The organism is Pseudomonas sp. R28(2017) (genome assembly GCF_002112505.1).
Classification (GTDB): domain Bacteria; phylum Pseudomonadota; class Gammaproteobacteria; order Pseudomonadales; family Pseudomonadaceae; genus Aquipseudomonas.
The window spans coordinates 476,983-499,691 of the sequence record NZ_NEHW01000001.1 but is presented as its reverse complement, the minus strand read 5'-3'; the positions used below and the strand labels follow the sequence as shown (position 1 = coordinate 499,691).

The following is a 22,709-nucleotide window of genomic DNA, read 5'->3' as shown; positions in this document are numbered from 1 at the left end:
CTTGATTGTCTGTAGCCTTCGGCGTCCGATAATAATCCGCGCCCGCAGAGGGCCGTGGCGGCGTGCCTGCCGTCCGGCATCCTTAGCCGATCTGCCAGGGCCGGGTGATACACTCGATTTGACGCGCACGCGCGCCTGCAGGTCCAGCGATCATGACCCAGATTTCCGAACGCCTGTTGGTTCAGGCCCACCTTGACGCCAAGCAGCCCAACCCGCTGACCGCCGAGCAGGAGGCCGAATACCGTGCGGCCATCGCTGCCGAGCTGAAAGCGCAGAATGCCGTGCTGGTGGCTCACTACTACTGCGACCCGGTCATCCAGGCGCTGGCCGAAGAGACCGGCGGTTGCGTGTCCGACTCGCTGGAAATGGCCCGCTTCGGCAAGAACCACCCAGCCGAGACGGTGATCGTCGCCGGTGTGCGTTTCATGGGCGAAACCGCCAAGATCCTCACTCCCGAAAAGCGCGTGCTGATGCCGACCCTGGAGGCTACCTGCTCGCTCGACCTGGGCTGCCCGGTCGAAGAGTTCTCGGCCTTCTGCGACCAGCACCCGGAGCGCACCGTGGTGGTCTATGCCAACACCTCCGCCGCGGTGAAGGCGCGGGCCGACTGGGTGGTGACGTCGAGCTGCGCGCTGGAAATCGTCGAAAGCCTGATGGACAACGGCGAGACCATCATCTGGGGGCCGGACCAGCACCTGGGGCGCTACATCCAGAAGCAGACCGGTGCCGACATGCTGCTGTGGGACGGTGCCTGCATCGTCCACGAAGAGTTCAAGTCGCGCCAGCTGGCTGACATGAAGGCGCTGTATCCCGATGCTGCGATCCTGGTGCACCCGGAGTCGCCGGAAGCCGTGATCGAGCTGGCCGACGCGGTGGGCTCCACCAGCCAGCTGATCAAGGCGGCGCAGACCCTGCCGAACAAGACCTTCATCGTCGCCACCGACCGCGGCATCTTCTACAAGATGCAGCAGCTGTGCCCTGACAAGGAATTCGTCGAAGCACCGACTGCCGGCAACGGCGCGGCGTGCCGCAGCTGCGCGCACTGCCCGTGGATGGCGATGAATACCCTGGAGCGGGTGCTGCACTGCCTGCGTAATGGCGGGGATGAAATCTTCGTAGACCCGGCGCTGGTGCCCAAGGCGATCAAGCCGCTGAACCGCATGCTGGACTTTACCCAGGCGGCTCGCCTGAAGCTCTCCGGTAACGCCTGACGCCAGACCGCGTCGCCTGCTTCGCGGGCAAGCCCGCTCCCACGGGTACAGCGTAATCCTCAAGGACAACGCTGTACCTGTGGGAGCTGGCTTGCCCGCGAATAGGCCATCAGCGCCCCATCATTTCCTGAACCATGCGCTTCTGTTCCATGATCTCGCGCTGGCGCTGGTCGATCTGCGAGGCCAGCGGGAAGTTGCTGCCCGCCCGACGCTTGGCGTAATCCAGCTGCTGGATCGCCTGGTCGAAATCCCCCACCAGCGTGAAGTATTCCGCGCGCGCCCGGTGCAGGCCGATGGTATTGCCCGACAACCCGCGCACCTCGGCCATGTCGTACCACACGTCCGGGTCATCCGGCCGGCTCTTGAGCAGGTCGTCCAGCACCTTCTCGGCCTCGGCCGGCTTGTTCTGCTTCACCAACAGGTCGGCACGCACCTGTTTCAGCGGATAGTTGCCCGGGTACAACCCCTGCATGCGCTCGGCGCGCTGCTGCGCATCGGCCAGGCGGTTGTTGGTGATGTCCAGGTCGATCTGCGCGAGGTTGTAGGTGATGTCGTTGGGCGCCTTGGCCAGCAGCGGCTTGAGGTTTTCCCGCGCTTCATTGAGCTGGCCGCCCTTGATCTGCGCCAGGGCCAGGCCGTAGCGCGCAGCGTCCAGTTTCGGGTCTTCGTCGAGCTGGGCGCGGAAGCGCTTGGCCGCCAGGCCCGGGGTGCCCTCGTAGGTGAGTGCCACGCGGGCGCGGATCAGTTGGTAGCGCTGGCTGTCTTCGACGCCGCCCTTGGGCGCCTGCTCGGCACGGTTGCGGGTGTCGGCGATACGCGATTCGGTCACCGGGTGGGTCAGCAGGAATTCTGGCGGCTTGGCGTCGTAGCGGTACTGGCGCGCCAGGCGTTCGAACATGGTCGGCATGTTGCGCGGATCGTAGCCGGCTTTTTCCAGGTTCTGGATACCGACGCGGTCGGCCTCTTGCTCGTTCTGCCGCGAGAAGCGCCGTTGCTCCTGGATCGCCGCGGCCTGGGTGCCGGCGATCATGCCAATGCCGGCATCACCCGCGCCCCCTGCTGCCAGCACGATACCGGCCAGCAGTGCAGCCATCATCGGCAGCTGCATGCGCTGCTGGGCTTCGACGCCACGGGCGAAGTGGCGTTGCGACAAGTGCGCCAGTTCGTGCGCCAGTACCGAGGCGTATTCGCCTTCGGTCTGCGCGTTGAGGAACAGGCCGCCGTTGACCCCGACAATGCCGCCAGGCGCGGCAAAGGCGTTGAGCTCACGGCTGTCGATGAGGATGAACTCCAGGCGCCGGTCCTGCAGCTGGCTGGTTTCGGCCAGGCGGTAGACGGTGGTTTCGACGTAGTCCTTGAGCTGCGGGTCGTTGAGCTGGTTGACCTGGCCGCGCAGCAGGCTCAGCCAGGCGCGGCCGAGGTCGTGCTCCTGTTTGGGCGAGACGATCGCGGAGCTGGCGTCGCCCAGTGACGGCAGGTCGTCGGCATGGCCGGGAAGGGCCATCAGGCAGGCCAGCGCCAGCAGGGTGGGGCGCAGTAGATTCATGCAGAAGCTCGCGTCGATCAAAAAGCCTTACTGTAGCCGGGTCGCGCGGAGCCGACCAGTGGCGGTATGCTACCGAGCTTTTCCCACGACTGTCCGCCCCGCCCCTGGAGACGCGCCCGATGAGTGACACCCTGACCTGCGACGCCGAGCTCGACGCCAGCGGGCTGAATTGCCCGCTGCCGCTGTTGAAGGCAAAGATGGAACTCAACCGCCTGGCCAGCGGAGCGGTACTGAAGGTGATCGCCACCGACGCCGGTTCGCAGCGCGACTTCCGCACTTTTGCCCAGCTTGCCGGTCATACCCTGCTGCACGAAACGGCCGAGGCCGGTACCTACACCTACTGGCTGCGCAAGGCCTGAGCCAACCCAAGGATCGTCAATGTTCAAAGTGCTTCGCGACTGGATAGAGCGCTACTTTTCCGATGAGGAAGCCGTGGTGCTGGCGGTCCTGCTGTTCCTGGCTTTTACCGCGGTACTCACCCTTGGTGGCATGCTCGCGCCGGTGCTGGCGGGCATGGTCCTGGCGTTCCTGATGCAGGGCCTGGTCAACGCCCTGGAGCGCGTGCGGGTGCCGACCCGGCTGGCAGTGATGCTGGTATTCGCCCTGTTCATGGGGGCACTGGCGGTGTTCATGCTGGTGCTGGTGCCACTGCTCTGGCATCAGCTGATCACCTTGTTCAACGAACTGCCGGGCATGCTTGGCAAATGGCAGTCGCTGTTGTTGCTGCTGCCCGAGCGTTATCCGCACCTGGTGTCGGACGAGCAGGTGCTGCATGCGATCGAGTCGGTACGGGGTGAAATCGGCAAGTTCGGCCAATGGGCGCTGACCTTCTCGCTGTCCAGCCTGCCGCTGCTGGTCAACGCGATGATCTACCTGGTGCTGGTGCCGATCCTGGTGTTCTTCTTCCTCAAGGATCGCGAGCTGATCGGTCGCTGGGTCAGTGGCTACCTGCCGCGTCAGCGCACGTTGCTTAACCGGGTGGGCAGCGAGATGAACCGGCAGATCGCCAATTACATTCGTGGCAAGGGCATCGAGATCCTGATCTGCGGAATCGCCACCTATATCGCCTTCATCAGCCTGGGGCTCAATTACGCCGCGCTGCTGGCTCTGCTGGTGGGGTTGTCGGTGGTGGTGCCCTACGTGGGCGCTGTGGTGGTAACCGTGCCGGTGACGCTGATCGCGCTGTTCCAGTGGGGCTGGGGCGACCAGTTCATCTTCCTGATGACGGTGTACGCGATCATCCAGGCGCTGGATGGCAATGTGCTGGTGCCACTGCTGTTCTCCGAGGCGGTGAGCCTGCACCCGGTGGCGATCATCTGCGCGGTGTTGCTGTTTGGCGGGTTGTGGGGCTTCTGGGGGATCTTCTTCGCGATCCCGCTGGCGACCTTGATCAAGGCCGTGCTGGATGCCTGGCCTCGGCAAGAACCAAGCGTTTCACCGATGCTTTGATGTAGTTGGGGCCGCTTAGCGGCCCTTCGCGGGCAAGCCCGCTCCCACAGGTGTTGTGCAATATCCTGTGGGAGCGGGCTTGCCCGCGAAGGGCTGCAAGGCAGCCCCAATCAATCTCAAGCCTTGTTCAGGGCCTGGGCTGCCGCCAGTACGGCATCCACATGCCCCGGCACCTTCACCCCACGCCATTCCTGGCGCAGCACACCGTCCTTGTCGATCAGGAAGGTGCTGCGGTCGACGCCCATGTATTCCTTGCCATACAGCTTCTTCAGCTTGATCACGTCGAACAGCTGGCACAGGGCCTCGTCCTTGTCGCTGATCAGCTCGAACGGGAAGGCCTGCTTGGCCTTGAAGTTCTCGTGCGACTTGATGCCATCACGCGACACACCGAACACCACGGTGTTGGCGGCGGCAAAGGCGTCATGCTGGTCGCGGAAACCCTGGCCTTCGGTGGTGCAGCCCGGGGTGCTGTCCTTCGGGTAGAAGTACACCACCACCTGCTGGCCCTTGAGCTCGGCCAGGCTGACGGTCTGGCCGCCGGTGGCCTGGGCCTGGAAGTCGGCGACGGGTTGGTCGAGTGCTACAGGCATGGTCAGTTTCCTTACATCGGGTTTTGTGGGCGCCACGGCTCGATCAGCGCATCGAGGTTCAGGGCGTCGGCGAAGTCCAGGAACTGGTCGCGCAGCCAGCTGATCTGCGTGCCGGCCGGCAGGATCACGGTGAACTGGGCGTTGAGCATGCTGCTGCCGGTTTGCGGCGCCAGGTAGGTGTCGCAGGTCATGGCTTCGAGCTCGACGCGGTGGTCGAGGAAGAACTGGCACAGCTCGTTGATGATGTCCGGGCGGTAGGCGGCGCTGACGTAGGCCACGTAGGGCAGGGCCTGGGGGCGCACTTCCTGGTCGGCGCTGCGCACCACGTCGAGGGTCAGGCCGTGCTTTTTGCCCAGGCCCGGCAGCATGGCTTCGAGGCGCGCCAGGGCATCCCAGCTGCCGCCTACCTGCAGCACCAGGGCGCTGGTCTCGCCGTGGCGGCTCAGGCGCGAGGTGACCACCGCGCAGCGGTTTTCGAAGGCGGCGCGGCTGAGGACGTTGGCCAGCTCCATGGGGTTGGGGCCCAGGGCGCTGATGACGAGGAATTGTTCGCGGACGGTGGGGGTGGACATGCAGCATTCCTAAAGCGATGAGCGGTCGGTGCAGGACGGGCGAAAGCCTCCTGTCGGCAGGGCCCGGGGCTCGCATGCGAGGACGTGGACGCTGGCCGGGGAGCAAGGTCGACGGCCCGGCGGGCCGCGCTGCACCGATCAAAGGGTCAAGGGTAGCGAAATAAGGCGCCGAGGGGAATGCTCCGCCCGCCTGCTTCGCTTGTGCAAGGCCGATGCCCCCAGTACCATTACCGCTCTCTTTTTCCGGCAGGAGCAGTTACATGATTGCGGGCAGTATGGTGGCGTTGGTCACACCCATGGATGCACAAGGGCGTCTGGACTGGGTCAGCCTCGACAAACTTGTAGACTTCCACCTGGAAAACGGCACCCACGCGATCGTCGCAGTCGGCACCACCGGTGAGTCGGCCACGCTGGATGTCGAAGAGCACATCCTGGTCATCAAACACGTGGTCGAGCGCGTCAAGCGCAGCAACAAGCCGATCCCGGTGATCGCCGGCACCGGTGCGAACTCCACCACCGAAGCCGTGCACCTGACCCAGAACGCCAAGAATGCTGGCGCCGACGCTTGCCTGCTGGTAGTGCCGTACTACAACAAGCCGACCCAGGAAGGCCTGTACCAGCACTTCAAGCACATCGCCGAAGCCGTCGACATCCCGCAGATCCTCTACAACGTACCCGGCCGCACGTCCTGCGACATGCAGGCCGAGACCGTGATCCGCCTGTCGAAGGTCAAGAACATCATCGGTATCAAGGAAGCCACCGGCGACCTGGTCCGCGCCAAGGCCATCCTTGAAGGCGTCGACAAGGACTTCATCGTCCTGTCCGGCGACGACCCGACCGCCGTCGAGCTGATCCTGATGGGTGGCAAGGGCAACATCTCGGTCACCGCCAACGTCGCCCCGCGCGAAATGGCCGACCTGTGCGAGGCCGCCCTTGAGGGCAATGCCGAGAAGGCCCGCGCAATCAACGAAAAACTCATGCCGCTGCACAAAGACCTGTTCTGCGAAGCCAACCCGATCCCTGTGAAGTGGGCGCTGGTGGAAATGGGCCTGATGCACAAAGGCATTCGCCTGCCACTGACCTGGCTGAGCGAAGGTTGCCACGAAAAAGTCCGTACTGCCTTGCGCCAGTCCGGCGTACTGGTTTAAGAGGAAGTACACCGCATGAAGCGACTGGCTGGTCTTTCCGCGCTCGCCCTGATCATTTCCAGCACCAGTGGGTGTGGCTGGCTGTGGGGCGAGGATGGCTATTTCCGCGACCGCGGCAGCGATTACCTGCAGGCGCACCCGACTGCGCCGATGCAGCTGCCGCCGGACGCCGGCAACGTCAAGCGCCTTGACCCGTTGCTGCCGATCCCGCGCAACGTCGCCGACGATCGTGCCACTGGCGAGTTCGAAGTGCCGCGTCCGCAACCCCTGACCGCCGGCGCCGAAGCCAGCGATTACACCTTGCAGCGCAGCGGCAGCAGCCGTTGGGTACTGGCTCAGCATTCGCCAGCCGAAGTGTGGCCGGTGGCGCACCAGTTCTTCGAGGACAATGGCTTCCGCATTGCTGAAGAACGCCCGCAGACCGGTGAATTCAGCACCACCTGGCAGCGTTTCGACGAACTGTCGGCATCGCTCGGCCAGCGCCTGTCGAGCACTGCCAGCAGCGGCGATAGCGAAGTGCGCGTGCGTGTGCGCATCGAGCCCGGTGTGCAGCGCAACACCTCCGAGGTGTACATCGTCAGCGTCGAGCGCCCGGCCGGCAGCACTGCCGACACCGCGTTCCCGTCCACGTCGGCCAACACCGGCGCCGACGCGCTGCTGGTCGACGAAATGCTGGCCAGCATGAGCCGCAGCGCCGAGAAGGGCGGTTCGGTATCGTTGCTGGCCGCGCGTGACTTCGACGCCCCAAGCCGTGTCAGCCTGAGCGAAGACGGCAGCGGCAACCCGGTGCTGTTCCTCGGTTCGGACCTGGACCGTGCCTGGTCCGGCGTGGGTCGTGCCCTGGAGCAGGGCGGCGAGTGGCGCGTCGAGGACATCAACCGCAGCCTGGGCCTGTACTACATCAACCTGTCGGAAAAGCCCGAAGACAAGCAGAACGAGCCTGGCTTCTTCAGCCGCATGTTCGGCAGCGCACCGACCAAGGAAGAGCGTGAAGCCCGTGCCGAGCGTTATCAGGTGCGCCTGAGCAAGGTCGGCGAGAGCGTGCAGGTCACCGTCGAGAAGAACATCAACACCGTGGCCCCGGCCGATGTCGCCCGTCGCGTGCTGAGCGCCATTCAGGACCACCTGGGCTAAGTGCGCTTCGCGGTACTCGGAAGCGGCAGCCAGGGAAATGGCACGCTGATCGCCAGTGGTGACACGTTCATCCTGGTCGATTGCGGTTTTTCCCTGCGTGAAACCGAGCGGCGCCTGGCGCTGCTCGGGGTCTCGGCGGCACAACTGAGCGCCGTGCTGGTGACCCACGAACATGCCGACCACGTGCATGGGGTGGGGTTGCTGTCGCGGCGCTACAATGTACCGGTCTACCTCAGCCAGGGCACATTGCGCGGCATGCGCAAGCCGGTGGAGGTGACCGGTTTTCTCGCTTGTGGCCAGCGGCTGCAGATCGGCGCCCTGGAAGTGAGCGCGGCGCGGGTCGAGCATGACGCCTACGAGCCGCTGCAGTATGTGATCAGCGATGGGCAGCGGCGTTTCGGCATGCTCACCGACCTGGGGTCGTACGATGCGCTGCTGCTCGAGCGCTACCAAGGCCTGGACGCCCTGCTGATCGAAGCCAACCACTGCCGCGACCTGCTCGCGCGCGGTCACTACCCGGCCTTCCTGAAGCAGCGGGTGGGTGGCATGCAAGGACATTTGAACAACCACCAGGCCGCGCGCCTGGTGCAAGAGTTGGGCTGGAACAACCTGCAGCACCTGGTGCTGGCCCACCTCAGCAGCAAGAACAACCTGCCACACTTGGCCCGCCAGTGCTTCGTCGATACCCTCGGGTGCGACCCGGACTGGCTCCAGGTGGCGAATCAGGAACACGGGCTCGACTGGCGCGAAATCGCCTAGCCCAACACCTCAGCAAGCGGAGCCCAATCATGGAAAAACGCGACGAACTCTACCGCGGCAAGGCCAAATCGGTTTACAAGACCGACGACGCCGACCGCTTGATCCTGCTGTTCCGTAACGACACTTCGGCGTTCGACGGCAAGCGCATCGAACAGCTCGACCGCAAAGGCATGGTGAACAACAAGTTCAACGCCTTCATCATGCAGAAGCTCGAAGAAGCCGGCGTGCCGACCCAGTTCGACAAGCTGCTGGGCGACAACGAGTGCCTGGTGAAGAAGCTGGACATGATCCCGGTCGAGTGCGTGGTGCGCAACTACGCCGCCGGCAGCCTGGTCAAGCGCCTGGGCGTGGAGGAGGGCATCAAGCTGGAGCCGTCCACCTTCGAGCTGTTCCTGAAGAACGACGAGAAGGGTGACCCGTTCATCAACGAATCCCACGTTGTCGCCTTCGGCTGGGGTACCGCCGAGCAGCTGGTCGAGATGAAGAAGCTGTCGCTGAAAGTCAACGAAGTGCTGAGCAAGCTGTTCGATGACGCCGGCCTGCTGCTGGTCGACTTCAAGCTGGAGTTCGGTGTATTCCACGGCCAGATCGTCCTGGGTGACGAGTTCAGCCCGGACGGCTGCCGCCTGTGGGACAAAGAAACCCGCAAGAAGATGGACAAGGACCGCTTCCGCCAGGGTCTGGGCGACGTGATCGAAGCCTACGAAGAAGTTGCCAAACGCCTGGGCGTGCCGCTGTAAGCTGCGCGTTCACGCAAGCGCCTGATACCACGCGATTTTTTTTGAAAAAAAGTTTGCGTTTCAAGAAATCGCTGGTATGATGCGCGGCATTGGAGAGATGCCGGAGTGGTCGAACGGGACGGATTCGAAATCCGTTGTACTGGCAACAGTACCTAGGGTTCAAATCCCTATCTCTCCGCCATACAAGATGAAGCCCCGCAGATTAACGTCTGCGGGGCTTTTTCGTTTTTACAGTCTAGCGCTCGTTTCAACTCACCAAGGCGTTGGCTCCAGCGCGCCGACCCCGGTGGGGGTGCTGCTGCCTTCGCCATTGCGCAGGAACGCCAGGTGCCAGAAGTCATTGGGCACGATCTCGTCCCCTGGCTTGACGTTTTCCGGGAAGATGAACTCGAACACCGGTGCCACGTACTGCCCGGCCGTCAGCCCGTTGGCCACGGTCAGGCGGCTGGCGTTTTGCAGGCAGCTGTCCACGCCAGGTTGCGGGAGGGTATTGGTGGGCACGCAGAGTGAACGAGCGACCACCCGCAAGGTGCGGCTTGGCTGGCTGAGCAGCCCGGTCGGTGCCTTGGACGCACGCAGCCGCGCGCGTTGTGGCTGGGCGCCAACGTTTTGCGTGGTGATCCCGCCAGAAGCGCCAGCGCAGGTAGCCGCCAGCACGGTGGAAGGGTCACACTCACCGGTCATTTCAAACGGCGTGATCCAGCGGTTGCGTTGTACCCCGGTGGTAGGGTCGACATCGATCAGGTAGATGTCCACCGGGGTCTTGACGTCGGTCGTCTCGGCTTCGAGGAAGATGCGGTCCTGGGTTTCCTGGGCTGCACCGTTGACCGCGACCAAGGCCGGGTCAGCCGTGCCGACGCCGAACTCGCCAATGGCCAGGTAGCTGGGCTGGCTGCCCGGCTGGGTGTAGATGCCGAGGTTGGCCTCGATGGTGTGGGCGGAAATGAAGTCCGGCACACCGGCGGTGGTCGATTTGAACAGCGTGCCGGAGTAGGTGATGAAGTCGCCGACTTCGAACGGTACCTGTTGCGTCGGGTCGGGGTCGGTTGCCGTGCGGGTTGGGTCACTGAAGCGCTTCATGACGAACTGGCTGCAATACAACTGGCCTGCCTTCGGCGGTGTCAATTCACCCGACGCAGGCAGCGCCACACCGGCCTGGGCAAAGTTGCGGCAGTTGTTGGTGGTGGTCGGGGTGACCACTTTCGGCCGGTTTTTCTGTGGGCACAGCGGATCATCACCGGTACGCGGCACGCACATCGGGTAACCGGTCGCCGAGTGAATGGTCGGGTTGGCGTCATCCACCGAGAAGCGTGGGTCGGGGCTCTGGGCCCGGCCAAAACGCCCATTGGGATCGTTGATCTGCAAGACGGTCGGTTGCGGCGAGTTGGTACTCGTCACTTCTATGTTCCCGGTGGTCTGGTCAATCCTGCTGATATAACCACTGCCGACCTGGGCCGATTGCTGGGAGACAAAGATCAACCCGGCAATTTGTTTGCCTGCCACGGTGTTGCCCACAACATGTATTTCAAATGAAGGGTAAGTGGCCGGCAGTTGTTTAAGGCCCAGCGGGCCACCGTGTACGAAGTCCGCCCAGTTGAGCGTATTGGCGGGCATCTGGATGACCGAATTGCAGGGCACGATAATGGTTGTGCCGTTGACTACAACCGTACCGCCCAAACGGTCCGGGCTACTGGTATTCGGGCAGTTGCTGTTGCTGCTGTCGACCGTCATGTCCTGAATGAAACCTGTGATGTCGAAGCCGTGAATGGCCAAGGGGTCGACAAAGATCGGGTCAGGTAACGTGGGCGTAGTGAAGGGTGATGGAGTGCCCTTCACCGGCTTGTCAGTACCGCCCTTGGCCCAGGCATCGCCAGGCCCGGCAATACTCAATGCCATAGCAGCGACTACAGCCCCGGCAAGCAGTGCCGGGCGAGCGAAGCGCGTGCTGAGCCGCGTTTGGGTGGGCGCTACGGCTGAAGCTCTGACTCCTGCAGATGTGCTCATAATGGTCTCCGAAATGCTGCCAGCCTCTTTGCAAGCATTCGACCTACCGACGTTCAGGCTCGTGTTGCACGGCTTGTGCAACAACTACGGAGCGATACGGATATCGAATAGACAGCTCGACCTGAAATACCGGGTTACGGCACTTCCGACGATCTCGAGCGGCGATGTTCTGGCCGGTTCCGGACATGCACGCAAGAGTTCGTTCCTTGAGCCGTAGTGGTCCAAGCACGGGTTGTGCCATAGCTGAATTGGCGTGCAGAGCCTCGAAAAACTGTTTCTAATTGTAAAAACGTTATGTGGATCTGAATTGTTTGTGAAAAGGGCAACCCGGTTTTGGGGGGGCGCAACACCAGAGTTGGGTGCGCGTGGCCTGTTGTGGCGATTCTCTGATGTATTCAGACGGGGAGGACAATGCTCTGGTGCTGCCAATCCGGATGGCCAGGCCCATTTTTCAAGTGGCAGGCATTTTCTCGAGCGGCTTTACGGTTAGCTCCACACCCAAAGCGAGCATCAGCTTCTGGACGGTGGCGAAGCGCGTCTTGTCGCCTCCTTTGAGCGTTTTGTAAAGTGACTCGCGGTTCACCCCTGCATCCTGGGCAAACTGGTTCACGCCTCTGGCTTTTGCAACCTCTCCCAAGGCGTGCATCAGAATCTGCGCATCATTGGCTTTCATTGCTTCTGCCAAAAACGCAGCGATGGTTTCTGGGCTGTCAAGGAAACGGGATGCCTCGAAGCGTTTGGTATTACTCAGATCCAGATCCAGGATGGGCATATCTTCGGGATCGAATTTTTCGCTCATGATTTCTTACCTCGAAGCGCGTACAGAATTTCTTTCGCCCGCTTGATGCCTCTAGCTTGATCAGTCTTGCCACTACCGTAGAGGATCACATAGCGGTTTGTGCCAGCCCGCACGAAATAAATGCGGTAGCCAGGACCTACAAACACACGCATTTCGCTGACACCTTCGCCAACAGGTTCGGTGTCGCCATAATTCCCGCCTTCTGCGCGGATGCAAACCGGTCAAGGCCAGGTCGTGGGCGTAGCTCATGAGTTCAGAGGCTTGCTCGCGGGCGGCTTGGCAGGGGATACCGGGCTCGATGCAGAACAGGGGCTGGGTTTTGTTTTCGCCTTGGTAGAAGCGGGTTTTGCCGACTGTGGTGGGGCGGTGGGTGTTGTCTGTGGTCATTGTTTTCTCCCTGATTTTCTATTGCCTGTACTGGCCTCTTCGCGGGCGCGCCCGCTCCCACAGGTACAGCGCCATAGCTGAAGGCAGCGCCAATCCTGTGGGAGCGGGCGTGCCCGCGAAGAGGGCGGCACATCACTTGAGCCTTAGTGCAGCGTTCGTAGCTCGGCCGGTAGATGAGCCTGCATCTGCAATTGCACCAATGCCGACTCCACCAGGGCGTAGGCAGCTTCCACTTCGTGGATCACCGCCTGCATGACGATCGAGTTCGGGGAGGTGGGGTTGAGCTGCACTGATTGGCGGGCGACGGACAAGGCACAGATTACGTATTCAGACGTCTGGACCAGAGTGTCTTGCAAAGCAACAGAGGCTTGGGGTGGATCGGGGACTATTTTGCGCATGAAAGCTCCTGGGTAAGTGGAGCCGCCCGGCAACGCTGTCAAACGAATGGAGGCAGTTGTACATGGATTGACAGACCGGTTACCCAAGAACCCGGCGCACACGAATGTGCCCCATGCACAGCTGCCATGAAGCGCTGCATCGGAAACTTGAATAGGGCGGCCTGTCAAAGCCGGTCGCTGCATTGGCAACGACGGCCCCGAGATTAGGCCCACTCCCAAGCACTCGCAATGGTTTGGCAGGCCCACGAGTATGATTCAGAAGCGCCCTACAAGGCATGGGAAAAATCTGAAGCGAAGATGTAAGAAAATATGTGTTCCAGCCCCGGATCAGAGCCTTCACGCAATAAAAAAGCCCCTGGGAACATCAGTTCCCAGGGGCTGATTGCTACTGGTCTCAGCGCATCGCCGCCAGCTTGATGCCGAACCCGACCAGACAAGCCCCGGCCAACCGCTCGAACATATTGGCGATACGCGGATTGGCCCGCATGCGCTCAGCCAGCAGATGCGTCAGCACCACGGCAATCAACCCATACAGGAAGGTCACCAGCGCCACCGTCGCGGCAAGGAAACCGAAGGTCACCAGCCCCTGGTGCTTGACCGGGTCGACGAACAGCGGGAAGAACGCCATGTAGAACATGATCGCCTTGGGGTTGAGCAGGGTGATCATCATGGTCTGGCGCAGGTAATGGCCGTTGTCCATGCGGTTGGCGCGGGGGGCGCCGCCGGGTTTGCTCAGCAGCATGCGCAGGCCCAGGTAGGCCAGGTAGGCGGCGCCGGCCCACTGCACCACGTGGAAGGCGGCGGGGTAGGCGGCCAGCAGGGTCGCGACGCCGGCCACGGCCAGCCACAACAGCACCTGGTCACCCAGGATCACCCCACAGGTTGCCGCCATGCCGGCCTTGATGCCGCCCTTGCCAGTGGCGGTGATCAGGGCAAAATTGCCAGGGCCGGGGATGGCCAGGACGATGATGAAGGCGATGACGAACGCGCCGTAGTCGGTGACGCCGAGCATGGGGAACTCCTGTTGGGCAGTGCTAAGGCAGGCTCGTAGCCTAACGCGCTTTGCATTACCCGTAAAAAAACATCGGGGCTGCAGGGCAGCCCATCACCTCACAACGGCGGGACACCCGGTTGCTGAAAACGTGAACCTCTCAGCGCGGGGCATTTGCCAAGTGCCGCCCGGACCATTTTGTCGGTGGTTTTTTGCGACTTGGATCCAATGCCTGGGTTCTGTATCATCCCGCCGCCATCAGAAAGATGGCCGAAGATGAAGCATTTAAAGGACTTAGTATGAAAAAGCTGTTCAAGGCCACTGTCGCCGTTGCTGTAGTTTCCGGCGTTGCCCTGCTGTCGGGCTGCACTGGCCAAGTCTATAACGCGCAGAAAAACTGCTCGTACGACTACCTGTTCCACCCTTCGGTTTCCATCTCCAAGGTCATCGGTGGCTGCGGCCCGATCGATAAGCTGCCGCAGCAGCAGTAAGCCTGGTGATCCCCAGATCTCGCCGCTAGCGGCCTGATCCGAAGCCCCCGGTCATGCAAATGGCCGGGGGTTTTTGTTAGCTGAAACGCTTGCCCTGGGTGTAGAAGGGGATCGATTGCAGGCCCTCGACCGCCTTCAGCGTCTCCGGCGACCGTTCTCGCAAGGTGGAAAACGCCAGGTAAGTACGCACACTGAGCTCGGGCGCGGCGGCCACGGCATGCAGGCGTCCCTCGGCAAGCAGGCCCTTGACCATGAATTGCGAGAAATACGCCGAGCCGCCGTGCTTGAGGATGTAGTCCAGGGCAATGGTTTCCTGGGTGATTGACAGTCGATGACGCCTGGCGCCGGGGAAGGCCGCATTGTGCTGGTCGGTGAACGAGCGGCCCCAGCTGATGTACACGTAGCCCTCGCCATGGCCCTCGAACACCGTGTCGGCCTGCGTCGACACCAGCTGTAGCGGTTCTTCGAGGAACGGTTCAAGGGCCACGTCTGGCCAGTGGTGCGGTTCGTAGAGGATCGCAAGGTCCAGCAAACCTTCGCGCAGCTCGTTCATCAGCAGGATCGAGTAATCCGATTGCACCTGCGTGGCGACCCGTGGCTGGTGCCGTTCCATCCATGCCACCCAGTCGGCCGTGATGTTGCCCCAGTGGTTCATCGGCAGCCCCAGGCTGACCGAGCTGCGCACATCGGTAGGCAAGGCCACGTCATGTTGGGCGCGCTCCCAGGCGCTGATCACCGAAACTGCATGGCGGTAGAACAGATTGCCGCCGGAGGTCAGCGTGACGCCGTGCCGGCTGCGGCTGAACAGCGGGCGGTTGAGGCGATCCTCGAGTGCCTTGATCCGTGCACTGACCGAAGACTGGGTGATGTGCAGGCGTTCGGCGGCCTTGTGGAAGCTGCCGCTGGCGGCCACTTCGATGAAGGCCCGCAGGTGCTCGATGTTCATGTGATGCGACCTTCGCAAAAGGCGAGCCGGCTGGCCCGACTCGCCGATACTAGCGGCACTCAGGCCCAGATGTCGCCAATGGTGAAACCTTCCGGGAACGGGTCGTCGTGGTCGAGGACGAAGGTGTTCAGGCCGTAGATCCAGCTCTTGCCCGTGATGGTCGGCACCACGGCCTGCTTGCCGCCAATCGTGGTTTCGTCGATCAGGCGGCCGGTGTAGACATTGCCCAGCAGGCCTTGGTGGCGGAAGTCGCGGTGCAGCGGCAGTTCGCCCTTGGCGTGTAGCGTGGCCATCTTTGCCGAGGTGCCGGTGCCGCACGGGCAACGGTCCAGCGCGCCGGTCCAGGTGGCCGGGTCGTCCCAGGAGAACGCGCCGCTGGCCATGGTCACGGCATTCTTCCAGTCGGCATTGGGGTCTTCGCTGGGCCCGGAAAGCTGGGAGATCGTGATGCCGATGCCGGGGTAGTCGGGGTGGGCGACCGGCAGCTGTTCGATGGCGGCCTGGCGAATCATCGATGACACCCGGGCGATCTCGCCGCCATGTTCGGGAATCAGCTCAAGCCCCTTGAACTGCCGCACATCGGCGATCACGTAGAACATCCCGCCCCAGCCCACGTCCACGCGTACCTTGCCCAGGTGCGGCACGTCGATTTCGGCGTCGATATGCGCCGCGAACGCCGGCACGTTCTGGAAGGTGACCGCCTTGACCTTGCCACCTTCGCATTGCGCCTTGATGCGGATCAGCCCGGCCGGTGCCTCGAGCACCAGTTCGGTGAGCGGCTCACGCATCGGCAGCATGCCCATTTCCAGCAGCACGGTGACCACCGAGATGGTGTTGCCGCCTGACATCACCGGATACTCGATCTGTTCCATGATGATGTAGCCGGCGTCGGCTTCGGGGTGGCTGGGCGGGACGATGAGGTTGCAGCAGTGCGCCGGGTAGCCGCGGGGCTCGCGCAGCATCAGCTTGCGCAGCGGGTCGTCGTTGGCTTCGAGCCACTTCATTTTGGCGTGCACGCTGTCGCCGGGGATGTTCGGGATGCCGCCGGTGATCACGCGCATGGGCGTGCCGGCGTGGGTGTCGACGGCATGGATGGTGCGTTTGAATGACATGCGGGGCGGCCCTTTGTTGTGGTGTTTGAGCGGGGTCTGGGCCGCAGGATAAAGGGGCGGGGTGGGGCTGTAAGGCGAATAATTCCGATCGGGTGATCGGGTTCTTGAATGGCAGTTGTGGTTGCCTGTGCCGGCCTCTTCGCGGGCTCGCCCGCTCCCACAGGTACAGCGCTGGCCTCAGGCCAGTTGTGATCTATGTGGGAGCGGGCGAGCCCGCGAAGAGGCCGGCACAGGAGACCGCTACCAGCGCAGCGAAACCGTGCCCAGCAAAGTACGCTCCTCACCCCAATAGCAACGCCCGGCGTTGTTGCAACCCGCCACGTATTCCTTGTCGAACAGGTTGCGGGCATTGACCTCGACCGACCAGTTGTCGTCGATCTGATAGCCGACCTTGGCATCCACCAGTGTCACATCACCGGTGTCGAGTTTGCCGTACAGGCTGGTCGGCGTGTACGCGAAGGTACTGTCGAAGTGGCGCACACCGCCACCGATCTGCAGCCCCTTCAGCAACCCGTCACGAAAGCGGTAGGTGCTCCACACCGACGCCTGGTTGCGCGGCACGCCGGTCATCTGGTGGTCTTCATACAATGACCCGGCCACATCCTTGGTGATGCGCGAGTCGGTGTAGGTGTAGGCGGCAGTCAGGTTGAGGTTCTCGCTCAGGTCGCTGTTGAGCTCCAGCTCCACGCCCTTGGCGCGGCTGGCGCCGATCTGGCGGTAGTCACCTACGGCTGCGTCATACAGCACGTCGTCCTTCTTGCGCAGGTCGTACACCGAGGCGGTGAAGGCGGTGTTCCAGCCCTTGGGTTCGTACTTGATGCCCACCTCGTACTGCTCGCTGGTGGTCGGGTCCAGCGGGCCGCTCTTGCTCTCGGTCTGCTGGGTCGGGGCGAAGGCCGTGGAGTAGCTGAAGTACGGCGACAGGCCGTTGTCGAACTGGTACATCACGCCGGTCTGCCAGGTGAAGTCGCTGTCCCAGCTGTCCATGTCGGCTTCGGCGTTGAGGGTGCCGGCCTTGTTGCGGAACTGGCTGTTGACCCGATCCAGGCGCCCGCCAAGCAGCAGCACCCAGTGGTCGACCTTGGTCTGCAGCTGGCTGTACAGGCCATACATGGTCTGTTCCAGCAGGGCGTTCTGCACATGGAGCGGGGTGCTCGGCTTGCCGTTCCACACCGGGTTGAACACGTTGATGGTGCCGCCGTTGCCGGCGTCCCAGTCCTGGTTGAACGACGTGCGGTCCAGGCTCGCGCCCACCAGCACCGTGTGTTCGAAAGCACCGTCGATGAAGTGGCCTTCGAACTGGTTGTCCAGCGAGTAGGCGATGGACTTGTTGTAGCGGTCATAGGCCTGGTTGCTCAGGGTGGTGCCGAAGCCGCCGTTGTTCAGGTTGCCGGGCCACATTTCCTGGCGGTCGATGCGTGACTGCAGATAGCGCGAGTTCTGGCGGAACTGCCAGGTGTCGTTGAAGCGGTGGCTGAACGCGTAGCCCAGGCTCCAGGTTTCGCGCTCGAAGTTGTCCCAGTCCGGGTTGCCGGACAGCTGGTCCTTGTCGATCTTGCCGTTGGGGTTGTGCAGCAGGGTGCCGGCGGCGGGATAACCGAGTTCCATCAGGGTACGGTCGCGCTGGTAGGTGGCCAATACGGTCAGGCTGTTGAACTCGTCGAAGTTCAGGGTCAGCGACGGCGCGATGTACATCCGGTCGTCGGGCTGGTGGTCGATCTGGGTATCGGACTTGCGGCCCATCATTACCAGGCGGCCGAGGATGTTGCCTTCGTCAGTCAACGGGCCGGAGACATCGACCCCGAGCTGACGGCGGTTGTACGAGCCGTAGCTCAGTTGCACTTCGCCACGGGCGTCGTCAGTCGGTTTTTTGCTGACCAGGTTGACCACGCCACCCGGGGCGTTTTCGCCATACAGGATCGAGGTCGGGCCACGGAACACTTCCACCCGCTCCAGGCCGTAAGGTTCGCTGCTGGTGTCGTAACGGTTGCCCTGCACGCGCAGGCCGTCGCGCAGCAGGCCATATCCATAGTCGGTGGCGTTGAAACCGCGGATGAAGAACAGGTCGCCGGCTTGCCCGTCACCCCCGGCGAAGGGCGGCGAGAAGATCCCCGGCACGTAGCCGAGCACTTCGGTAAGGGTCTGCGACTGCTGGTCATCCATGCGCTGGCGGGTCACCACCGACACCGAACGCGGGGTGTCGGCCAGTGCGCTGCTGGTCTTGCTGGCGGTGGCGCTGGCCACGGCGCGGTAGCCGCTGTCGCTCTGGCCGTTGCTGGCGAGCAGGGCGGCGGCATTGACGGTGGTGGCATCGAGTTGCAGCGCACTACCGTCGACGGCCGGTTGCAGCACATAGCCGGCGTTGCCCTGTGGTACGGCTTGCAGCCCGCTGCCCTGTAGCAGGCGGGCCAACCCCTGGGTGACACTGTAGCGGCCTTGCAGGCCCTGGCTGGTCTTGCCGGCAGCCAATGCATTGCTGCCGGCCAGGTAGATGCCGGCCTGGCTACTGAACTGGTTGAGCGCGCCTGCGAGCGAGCCCGGGGCGATGTCGAAATTCATCTCGGCACTGGCGGCCTGTTCGGCATGCGCCAGTGTGGCAGGCAGCATCAGTGGTGCGACTGTGCAGAGCGAAAGCGGTGCGGCTAGCGCCAGGCGGAATGCGGGGTGGAGGGGCTTCGGCATGCTGGTCCCTGGAATCGATACGGTAGGTTGTGAGGTGTCGTACGCGGGGTAAACCGAACGAAACGAGGAAAAGGGAACCGGGCTGGAGAAATTTTTGGCTGTATTGAGATTTCTGTGGGAGCGGGCTTGCCCGCGAAGAATCCAACACGGTGCATGGCACCGGCTATGCCGGTGTTCGCGGGCTAGCCCGCTCCCACATGGATCGCGCAAACCTTGCGCTTTCAAGCAAAGCCCGGCCAGTCAGGCGGGCTCCACACTCACCCACCAGGAAGTGAGCTGCTGCACACGCACCGGCAATGCCGCCTGCAGCAGCGCCAGTGCGCGGTCGCTGTCGTCAAGCGGGAAGGTGCCCATTACCGACAACTGCGCGACCGCCGGGTGCCAGCCCAGATGACCGTGGCGATAACGCCCCAGCGTCTGCAGCAATTGCGCCAGCGGCATGTCCTCGGCGTTCAGGCGCCGATGGATCCACGACTCGCCGGCACTTTGCGCTAGCCGTGGGTCGCCGATGGCCTGGGCGCTGAACTGCACCTGCTGGCCGGCCTGGACGATACGGCGCTCGGCACTGCCTGCGGTGCATACCTCGACGGCGCCGGCGTAGACGTCCAGGCGCGTGAGCTCATCCTGCTGGCAGACCGCGAAACGGGTACCCAAAGCCTGCATGCGCCCCTGGTTGGTATCGACGTAGAACGGGCGGCGGGCATCGTGGGCGGTTTCCACCAGGATTTGGCCAAAGCGCAGGTGCAGCACCCGGGCCTGCAGGGTGAAGTCCAGGTCTACCGCGCTCTGCGCCCCGATCCACAGCTGGCTGCCGTCGGCCAGGCGTGTCTCGCGGGTTTCGCCGATGCCCGTGGTCAAGTCGGCGCCCCAGCCTTGCAGCGGCGCCCCGCGCCAGGCACTCCAGCCCAGCAGCGAGCCGGCGCCCAGCACCACCAACGACTTGAGCCCCGTGCGGCGGGTGATGCGGCGTGGATCATGCTCACGCAGTACCCGGCCGGCCCCGCTGCCTTCTTGCTGCAGGGGCGCAAATCGCTGGCCAACCCTCTGCACGTAGTGCCAGGCCGCCTGGTGGTCGCTGTGCTGCTCGAGCCAGGCCTGCCATTGCCGTTGCAGCTGTGGGCCGACGTTTTCGTCCTGCAACTGCACATACCAGTGCGCAGCTTGTTGCAGGCTGGCGTGGCTGAGTTTGTGTGCCGTTTGGGTCATGGCGTCATTCCACCAGCAGGCCGTCGAGTTCGGCTTCGAGGATGGCGCAGTGCAGCAACGCCTGGGCCAGGTACTTCTTGATCATGCGTTCGCTGACGCCGATGTGGGCGGCGATATCGCGGTAGGCCAGGCCGTCGATCTGCGCCAGCAGGAATGCCTGGCGGACCTTGCCCGGCAAACGCTGCAGCATCGCGTCGACTTCATGCAGGGTCTCGACGATCAGCGCGCGCTGTTCAGGCGAGGGCTGCAGTGCAGGGGGCTGCAAGGCCAGCTGTGCAAGCCAGGCGTGCTCCAGCTTCTGTCGCCGCCAATGGTCGATGCACAGGCCGCGGGCGATGGTCGCCAGGTACGAGCGTTCCGCCGACTGGCCTTCGAGCGGGCGCGGACGATGCAGAATGCGCACGAAGGTGTCCTGCACCAGGTCGGCGGCATCCGGCCGGTTGCCCAGGCGCCGGTAGAGAAAGCCCAGCAGCCAGCGCGAATGGCTCTGGTACAGGGTATGGATCGAACTGTTCAGCTCAGGAATCGAAACCACGGCGGCATCCGGCGCAAGCGCGCATTGGGTGCGAATGAGAAATGCTCGCAATACTAGGGCTGCTTGAACGATACTGCAATGGCTTCGACAAGCGCTTGGCCAGCATGAGACAACCTGCCGCCTTGCCTATTGCCGTGCAATTTGTTTGTGCTGGCATTTCGGTTACAATCAGCGAAACGATTCAGCCTGGTCGGTCAATTCGACAAAAGCCTGAGTCGTTTTCTGGTTCTCTGGCTGCTGAACAATCATCAACAACAAGCCTGCGCTGAAGAACAAGGAACACTCTGGGCCAGCCACAGGCCCACCCTCCGTTCTACTGACTGGAATTGATCAATGTTCAAGAAAGCTGGCAAGACCTTGCTGGGTCTGGCTGTCGCTGCGAGCTTCATGCAAGCGCACGCCGCAGAAACCAAGAAAGTCGATGTGCTGCTGGTCGGCGGCGGCATCATGAGCTCCACCCTGGCCGTGTGGCTGCACGAGCTGGAGCCAAGCTGGTCGATGGAGATGGTCGAGCGCCTGGACGGCGTCGCCGAAGAAAGCTCCAACGGCTGGAACAACGCCGGTACCGGCCACTCCGCGCTGGCCGAGCTGAACTACACCCCGGAAGACAAAGACGGCAACGTCAACATCTCCAAGGCCATCGAAATCAACGAAGCCTTCCAGATCTCCCGCCAGTTCTGGTCGTGGCAGGTTCGCCAGGGCGTGCTGAAGAACCCGCACTCGTTCATCAACACCACCCCGCACATGAGCTTCGTCTGGGGCGATGACAACATCAAGTTCCTCAAGAAGCGTTACGACGCGCTGCAGGCCAGCCCGCTGTTCCGCCCGATGCAGTACTCCGAGGACCACGCGCAGATCGCCAAATGGGTCCCGCTGATGATGGAAGGCCGTGACCCGAACCAGAAGCTGGCGGTCACCTGGACGCCCATCGGCACCGACGTCAACTTCGGCGAAATCACCCGCCAGTTCGTTGGCCACCTGCAGACCCAGAAAGGCTTCGACCTGAAGCTGTCCAGCGAAGTGCAGGACATCACCCGCAACGAAGACGGCTCCTGGCACGTCGAGTACAAGAACCTCAAGGACGGTACCGAATCGGCCACCGACGCCAAGTTCCTGTTCATCGGTGCCGGCGGCGGCGCGCTGAAGCTGCTGCAGAAGTCGGGCATTCCTGAAGCCAAGGAATACGCAGGCTTCCCGGTGGGCGGTTCGTTCCTGGTGACCGAGAACCCGACCGTGGCCATGCAGCACATGGCCAAGGCCTACGGCATCGCCTCGACCGGTGCGCCACCCATGTCGGTACCGCACCTGGACACCCGCGTGCTGGACGGCAAGCGCGTGATCCTGTTTGGCCCGTTCGCCACCTTCTCGACCAAGTTCCTGAAGAACGGTTCGTACCTGGACCTGCTGAGCAGCACCACCACCCACAACGTGTGGCCGATGACCAAGGTCGGTATCGACCAGTACCCGCTGGTCGAGTACCTCGCCGGCCAGCTGATGCTGTCGGATGACGACCGCTTCGAAGCCCTGCGCACCTACTTCCCGAACGCCAAGAAGGAAGACTGGAAACTGTGGCAGGCCGGTCAGCGCGTGCAGATCATCAAGCGTGACGAAGAGAAGGGCGGCGTGCTGAAGCTGGGCACCGAAGTGGTGGCGTCCCAGGACCGCACCATCGCCGGCCTGCTGGGCGCCTCGCCAGGTGCCTCGACCGCTGCACCGATCATGCTGAACGTGCTGGAAACCGTGTTCAAGGAAAAGGTCGCCACCCCTGAATGGCAGGCCAAGATCAAGGAAATCGTACCGAGCTACGGTACCAAGCTGAACGACTCCGCAGCGGCCACCCAGAAAGAGTGGAACTATACCGCCGAGGTGCTGCAGCTGGAGAAGCCACCGGTGATCGACGACAGCGTCGGTACCACCGTTGCGCCGAGCAAGCCGGTTGAAAGCAAGCCAGAGAACGACATGGCGCTCTGATCGGGCGATGTGGGTTCGAGAAAGCCACGGGTGACCCC

21 protein-coding genes, 1 tRNA gene and 2 pseudogenes are annotated in these 22,709 nt (G+C 62.9%); 10 read left to right on the top strand and 14 right to left on the bottom strand.

The window, feature by feature from the left end:
* Window positions 1–152: 152 nt before the first annotated feature.
* On the top strand, window positions 153–1,211 hold the full coding sequence (gene nadA, locus CAF78_RS02305) for a quinolinate synthase NadA (protein WP_016711984.1): 1,059 nt from the start codon (window positions 153–155) through the stop codon (window positions 1,209–1,211).
* A gap of 109 nt (window positions 1,212–1,320) precedes the next feature.
* Here the strand turns inward: nadA and CAF78_RS02300 are convergent, their stop codons facing one another.
* Window positions 1,321–2,757 (bottom strand): M48 family metalloprotease, encoded by a 1,437-nt coding sequence (locus CAF78_RS02300; protein ID WP_085675683.1) that lies wholly within the window; start codon window positions 2,755–2,757, stop codon window positions 1,321–1,323.
* Window positions 2,758–2,876: 119 nt separating this feature from the next.
* On the opposite strand from CAF78_RS02300, the gene CAF78_RS02295 reads away from it, so the two are divergent.
* Window positions 2,877–3,116 carry a sulfurtransferase TusA family protein gene (locus CAF78_RS02295; RefSeq protein ID WP_027919941.1) on the top strand — a complete coding sequence of 80 codons (240 nt, stop codon included), beginning with the start codon at window positions 2,877–2,879 and terminating at the stop codon, window positions 3,114–3,116.
* A gap of 19 nt (window positions 3,117–3,135) precedes the next feature.
* Window positions 3,136–4,206 (top strand): AI-2E family transporter, encoded by a 1,071-nt coding sequence (locus CAF78_RS02290; RefSeq protein ID WP_085675684.1) that lies wholly within the window; start codon window positions 3,136–3,138, stop codon window positions 4,204–4,206.
* Between the two features lie 116 nt (window positions 4,207–4,322).
* On the opposite strand, the gene CAF78_RS02285 is transcribed toward CAF78_RS02290, so the two are convergent.
* Both CAF78_RS02285 and CAF78_RS02280 read right to left on the bottom strand, forming a co-directional pair.
* Window positions 4,323–4,796, bottom strand: coding sequence for a peroxiredoxin (locus tag CAF78_RS02285; RefSeq protein ID WP_085675685.1), 474 nt, complete (start codon window positions 4,794–4,796; stop codon window positions 4,323–4,325).
* 11 nt (window positions 4,797–4,807) lie between these two features.
* Window positions 4,808–5,368, bottom strand: a complete 561-nt coding sequence (locus CAF78_RS02280; protein ID WP_013973793.1) for a glycine cleavage system protein R — start codon at window positions 5,366–5,368, stop codon at window positions 4,808–4,810.
* Window positions 5,369–5,628: 260 nt separating this feature from the next.
* Here CAF78_RS02280 and dapA point away from each other — a divergent pair, with 260 nt between their 5' ends.
* The 5 genes from dapA to CAF78_RS02255 all read left to right on the top strand — a co-directional run bounded on the left by dapA (window position 5,629) and on the right by CAF78_RS02255 (window position 9,330).
* A complete protein-coding gene (gene dapA / locus CAF78_RS02275) occupies window positions 5,629–6,516 on the top strand; it encodes a 4-hydroxy-tetrahydrodipicolinate synthase (RefSeq protein WP_085675686.1) in 888 nt (295 codons plus the stop codon).
* A 15-nt stretch (window positions 6,517–6,531) separates the two neighbouring features.
* The gene (gene bamC, locus CAF78_RS02270; RefSeq protein WP_085675687.1) at window positions 6,532–7,650 is read left to right on the top strand and encodes an outer membrane protein assembly factor BamC; all 1,119 of its coding nucleotides are present in this window, start codon (window positions 6,532–6,534) and stop codon (window positions 7,648–7,650) included.
* Window positions 7,651–8,409, top strand: coding sequence for an MBL fold metallo-hydrolase (locus tag CAF78_RS02265; RefSeq protein ID WP_085675688.1), 759 nt, complete (start codon window positions 7,651–7,653; stop codon window positions 8,407–8,409).
* Between the two features lie 29 nt (window positions 8,410–8,438).
* Entirely contained in the window at window positions 8,439–9,149 is a 711-nt protein-coding gene (gene purC, locus CAF78_RS02260; protein WP_011535129.1) for a phosphoribosylaminoimidazolesuccinocarboxamide synthase, read from the top strand.
* Between the two features lie 91 nt (window positions 9,150–9,240).
* Window positions 9,241–9,330 (top strand) — tRNA-Ser (locus tag CAF78_RS02255).
* A gap of 71 nt (window positions 9,331–9,401) precedes the next feature.
* On the opposite strand, the gene CAF78_RS02250 is transcribed toward CAF78_RS02255, so the two are convergent.
* The 6 genes and pseudogenes from CAF78_RS02250 to CAF78_RS02220 all read right to left on the bottom strand — a co-directional run bounded on the left by CAF78_RS02250 (window position 9,402) and on the right by CAF78_RS02220 (window position 13,749).
* A complete protein-coding gene (locus CAF78_RS02250; protein ID WP_256573927.1) occupies window positions 9,402–11,045 on the bottom strand; it encodes a hypothetical protein in 1,644 nt (547 codons plus the stop codon).
* 559 nt (window positions 11,046–11,604) lie between these two features.
* On the bottom strand, window positions 11,605–11,952 hold the full coding sequence (locus CAF78_RS02240) for an addiction module antidote protein (RefSeq protein WP_085675691.1): 348 nt from the start codon (window positions 11,950–11,952) through the stop codon (window positions 11,605–11,607).
* A pseudogene (locus CAF78_RS28705) lies at window positions 11,949–12,161 on the bottom strand (type II toxin-antitoxin system RelE/ParE family toxin); the annotation flags it as partial. The gene CAF78_RS02240 and the pseudogene CAF78_RS28705, both read right to left, overlap by 4 nt.
* Window positions 12,139–12,339 (bottom strand): annotated as a pseudogene (locus tag CAF78_RS28700) (DUF3077 domain-containing protein); the annotation flags it as partial. The pseudogenes CAF78_RS28705 and CAF78_RS28700, both read right to left, overlap by 23 nt.
* A 143-nt stretch (window positions 12,340–12,482) precedes the next feature.
* Entirely contained in the window at window positions 12,483–12,737 is a 255-nt protein-coding gene (locus tag CAF78_RS02225; RefSeq protein ID WP_085675693.1) for a hypothetical protein, read from the bottom strand.
* Window positions 12,738–13,131: 394 nt separating this feature from the next.
* Complete coding sequence (locus tag CAF78_RS02220) at window positions 13,132–13,749, bottom strand: LysE family transporter (RefSeq protein ID WP_085675694.1); 618 nt, start codon at window positions 13,747–13,749, stop codon at window positions 13,132–13,134.
* A gap of 278 nt (window positions 13,750–14,027) precedes the next feature.
* Between CAF78_RS02220 and CAF78_RS02215 the strand changes: the two genes are divergently transcribed.
* Window positions 14,028–14,219 carry a DUF4223 family protein gene (locus CAF78_RS02215; protein WP_085675695.1) on the top strand — a complete coding sequence of 64 codons (192 nt, stop codon included), beginning with the start codon at window positions 14,028–14,030 and terminating at the stop codon, window positions 14,217–14,219.
* Between the two features lie 76 nt (window positions 14,220–14,295).
* On the opposite strand, the gene CAF78_RS02210 is transcribed toward CAF78_RS02215, so the two are convergent.
* From CAF78_RS02210 to CAF78_RS02185, 5 genes are all read right to left on the bottom strand, one after another.
* Complete coding sequence (locus tag CAF78_RS02210) at window positions 14,296–15,165, bottom strand: LysR family transcriptional regulator (RefSeq protein WP_085675696.1); 870 nt, start codon at window positions 15,163–15,165, stop codon at window positions 14,296–14,298.
* A 59-nt stretch (window positions 15,166–15,224) separates the two neighbouring features.
* Window positions 15,225–16,277, bottom strand: coding sequence for a proline racemase family protein (locus CAF78_RS02205; RefSeq protein ID WP_085675697.1), 1,053 nt, complete (start codon window positions 16,275–16,277; stop codon window positions 15,225–15,227).
* A gap of 240 nt (window positions 16,278–16,517) precedes the next feature.
* Window positions 16,518–18,884 carry a TonB-dependent siderophore receptor gene (locus tag CAF78_RS02195; RefSeq protein ID WP_371856905.1) on the bottom strand — a complete coding sequence of 789 codons (2,367 nt, stop codon included), beginning with the start codon at window positions 18,882–18,884 and terminating at the stop codon, window positions 16,518–16,520.
* Window positions 18,885–19,199: 315 nt separating this feature from the next.
* Window positions 19,200–20,165, bottom strand: a complete 966-nt coding sequence (locus CAF78_RS02190) for a FecR domain-containing protein (RefSeq protein WP_085675699.1) — start codon at window positions 20,163–20,165, stop codon at window positions 19,200–19,202.
* Window positions 20,166–20,169: 4 nt separating this feature from the next.
* Complete coding sequence (locus CAF78_RS02185; protein WP_085675700.1) at window positions 20,170–20,700, bottom strand: sigma-70 family RNA polymerase sigma factor; 531 nt, start codon at window positions 20,698–20,700, stop codon at window positions 20,170–20,172.
* Between the two features lie 333 nt (window positions 20,701–21,033).
* On the opposite strand from CAF78_RS02185, the gene mqo reads away from it, so the two are divergent.
* Entirely contained in the window at window positions 21,034–22,671 is a 1,638-nt protein-coding gene (mqo, locus tag CAF78_RS02180; RefSeq protein ID WP_085675701.1) for a malate dehydrogenase (quinone), read from the top strand.
* The last annotated feature ends 38 nt before the right edge of the window (window positions 22,672–22,709 follow it).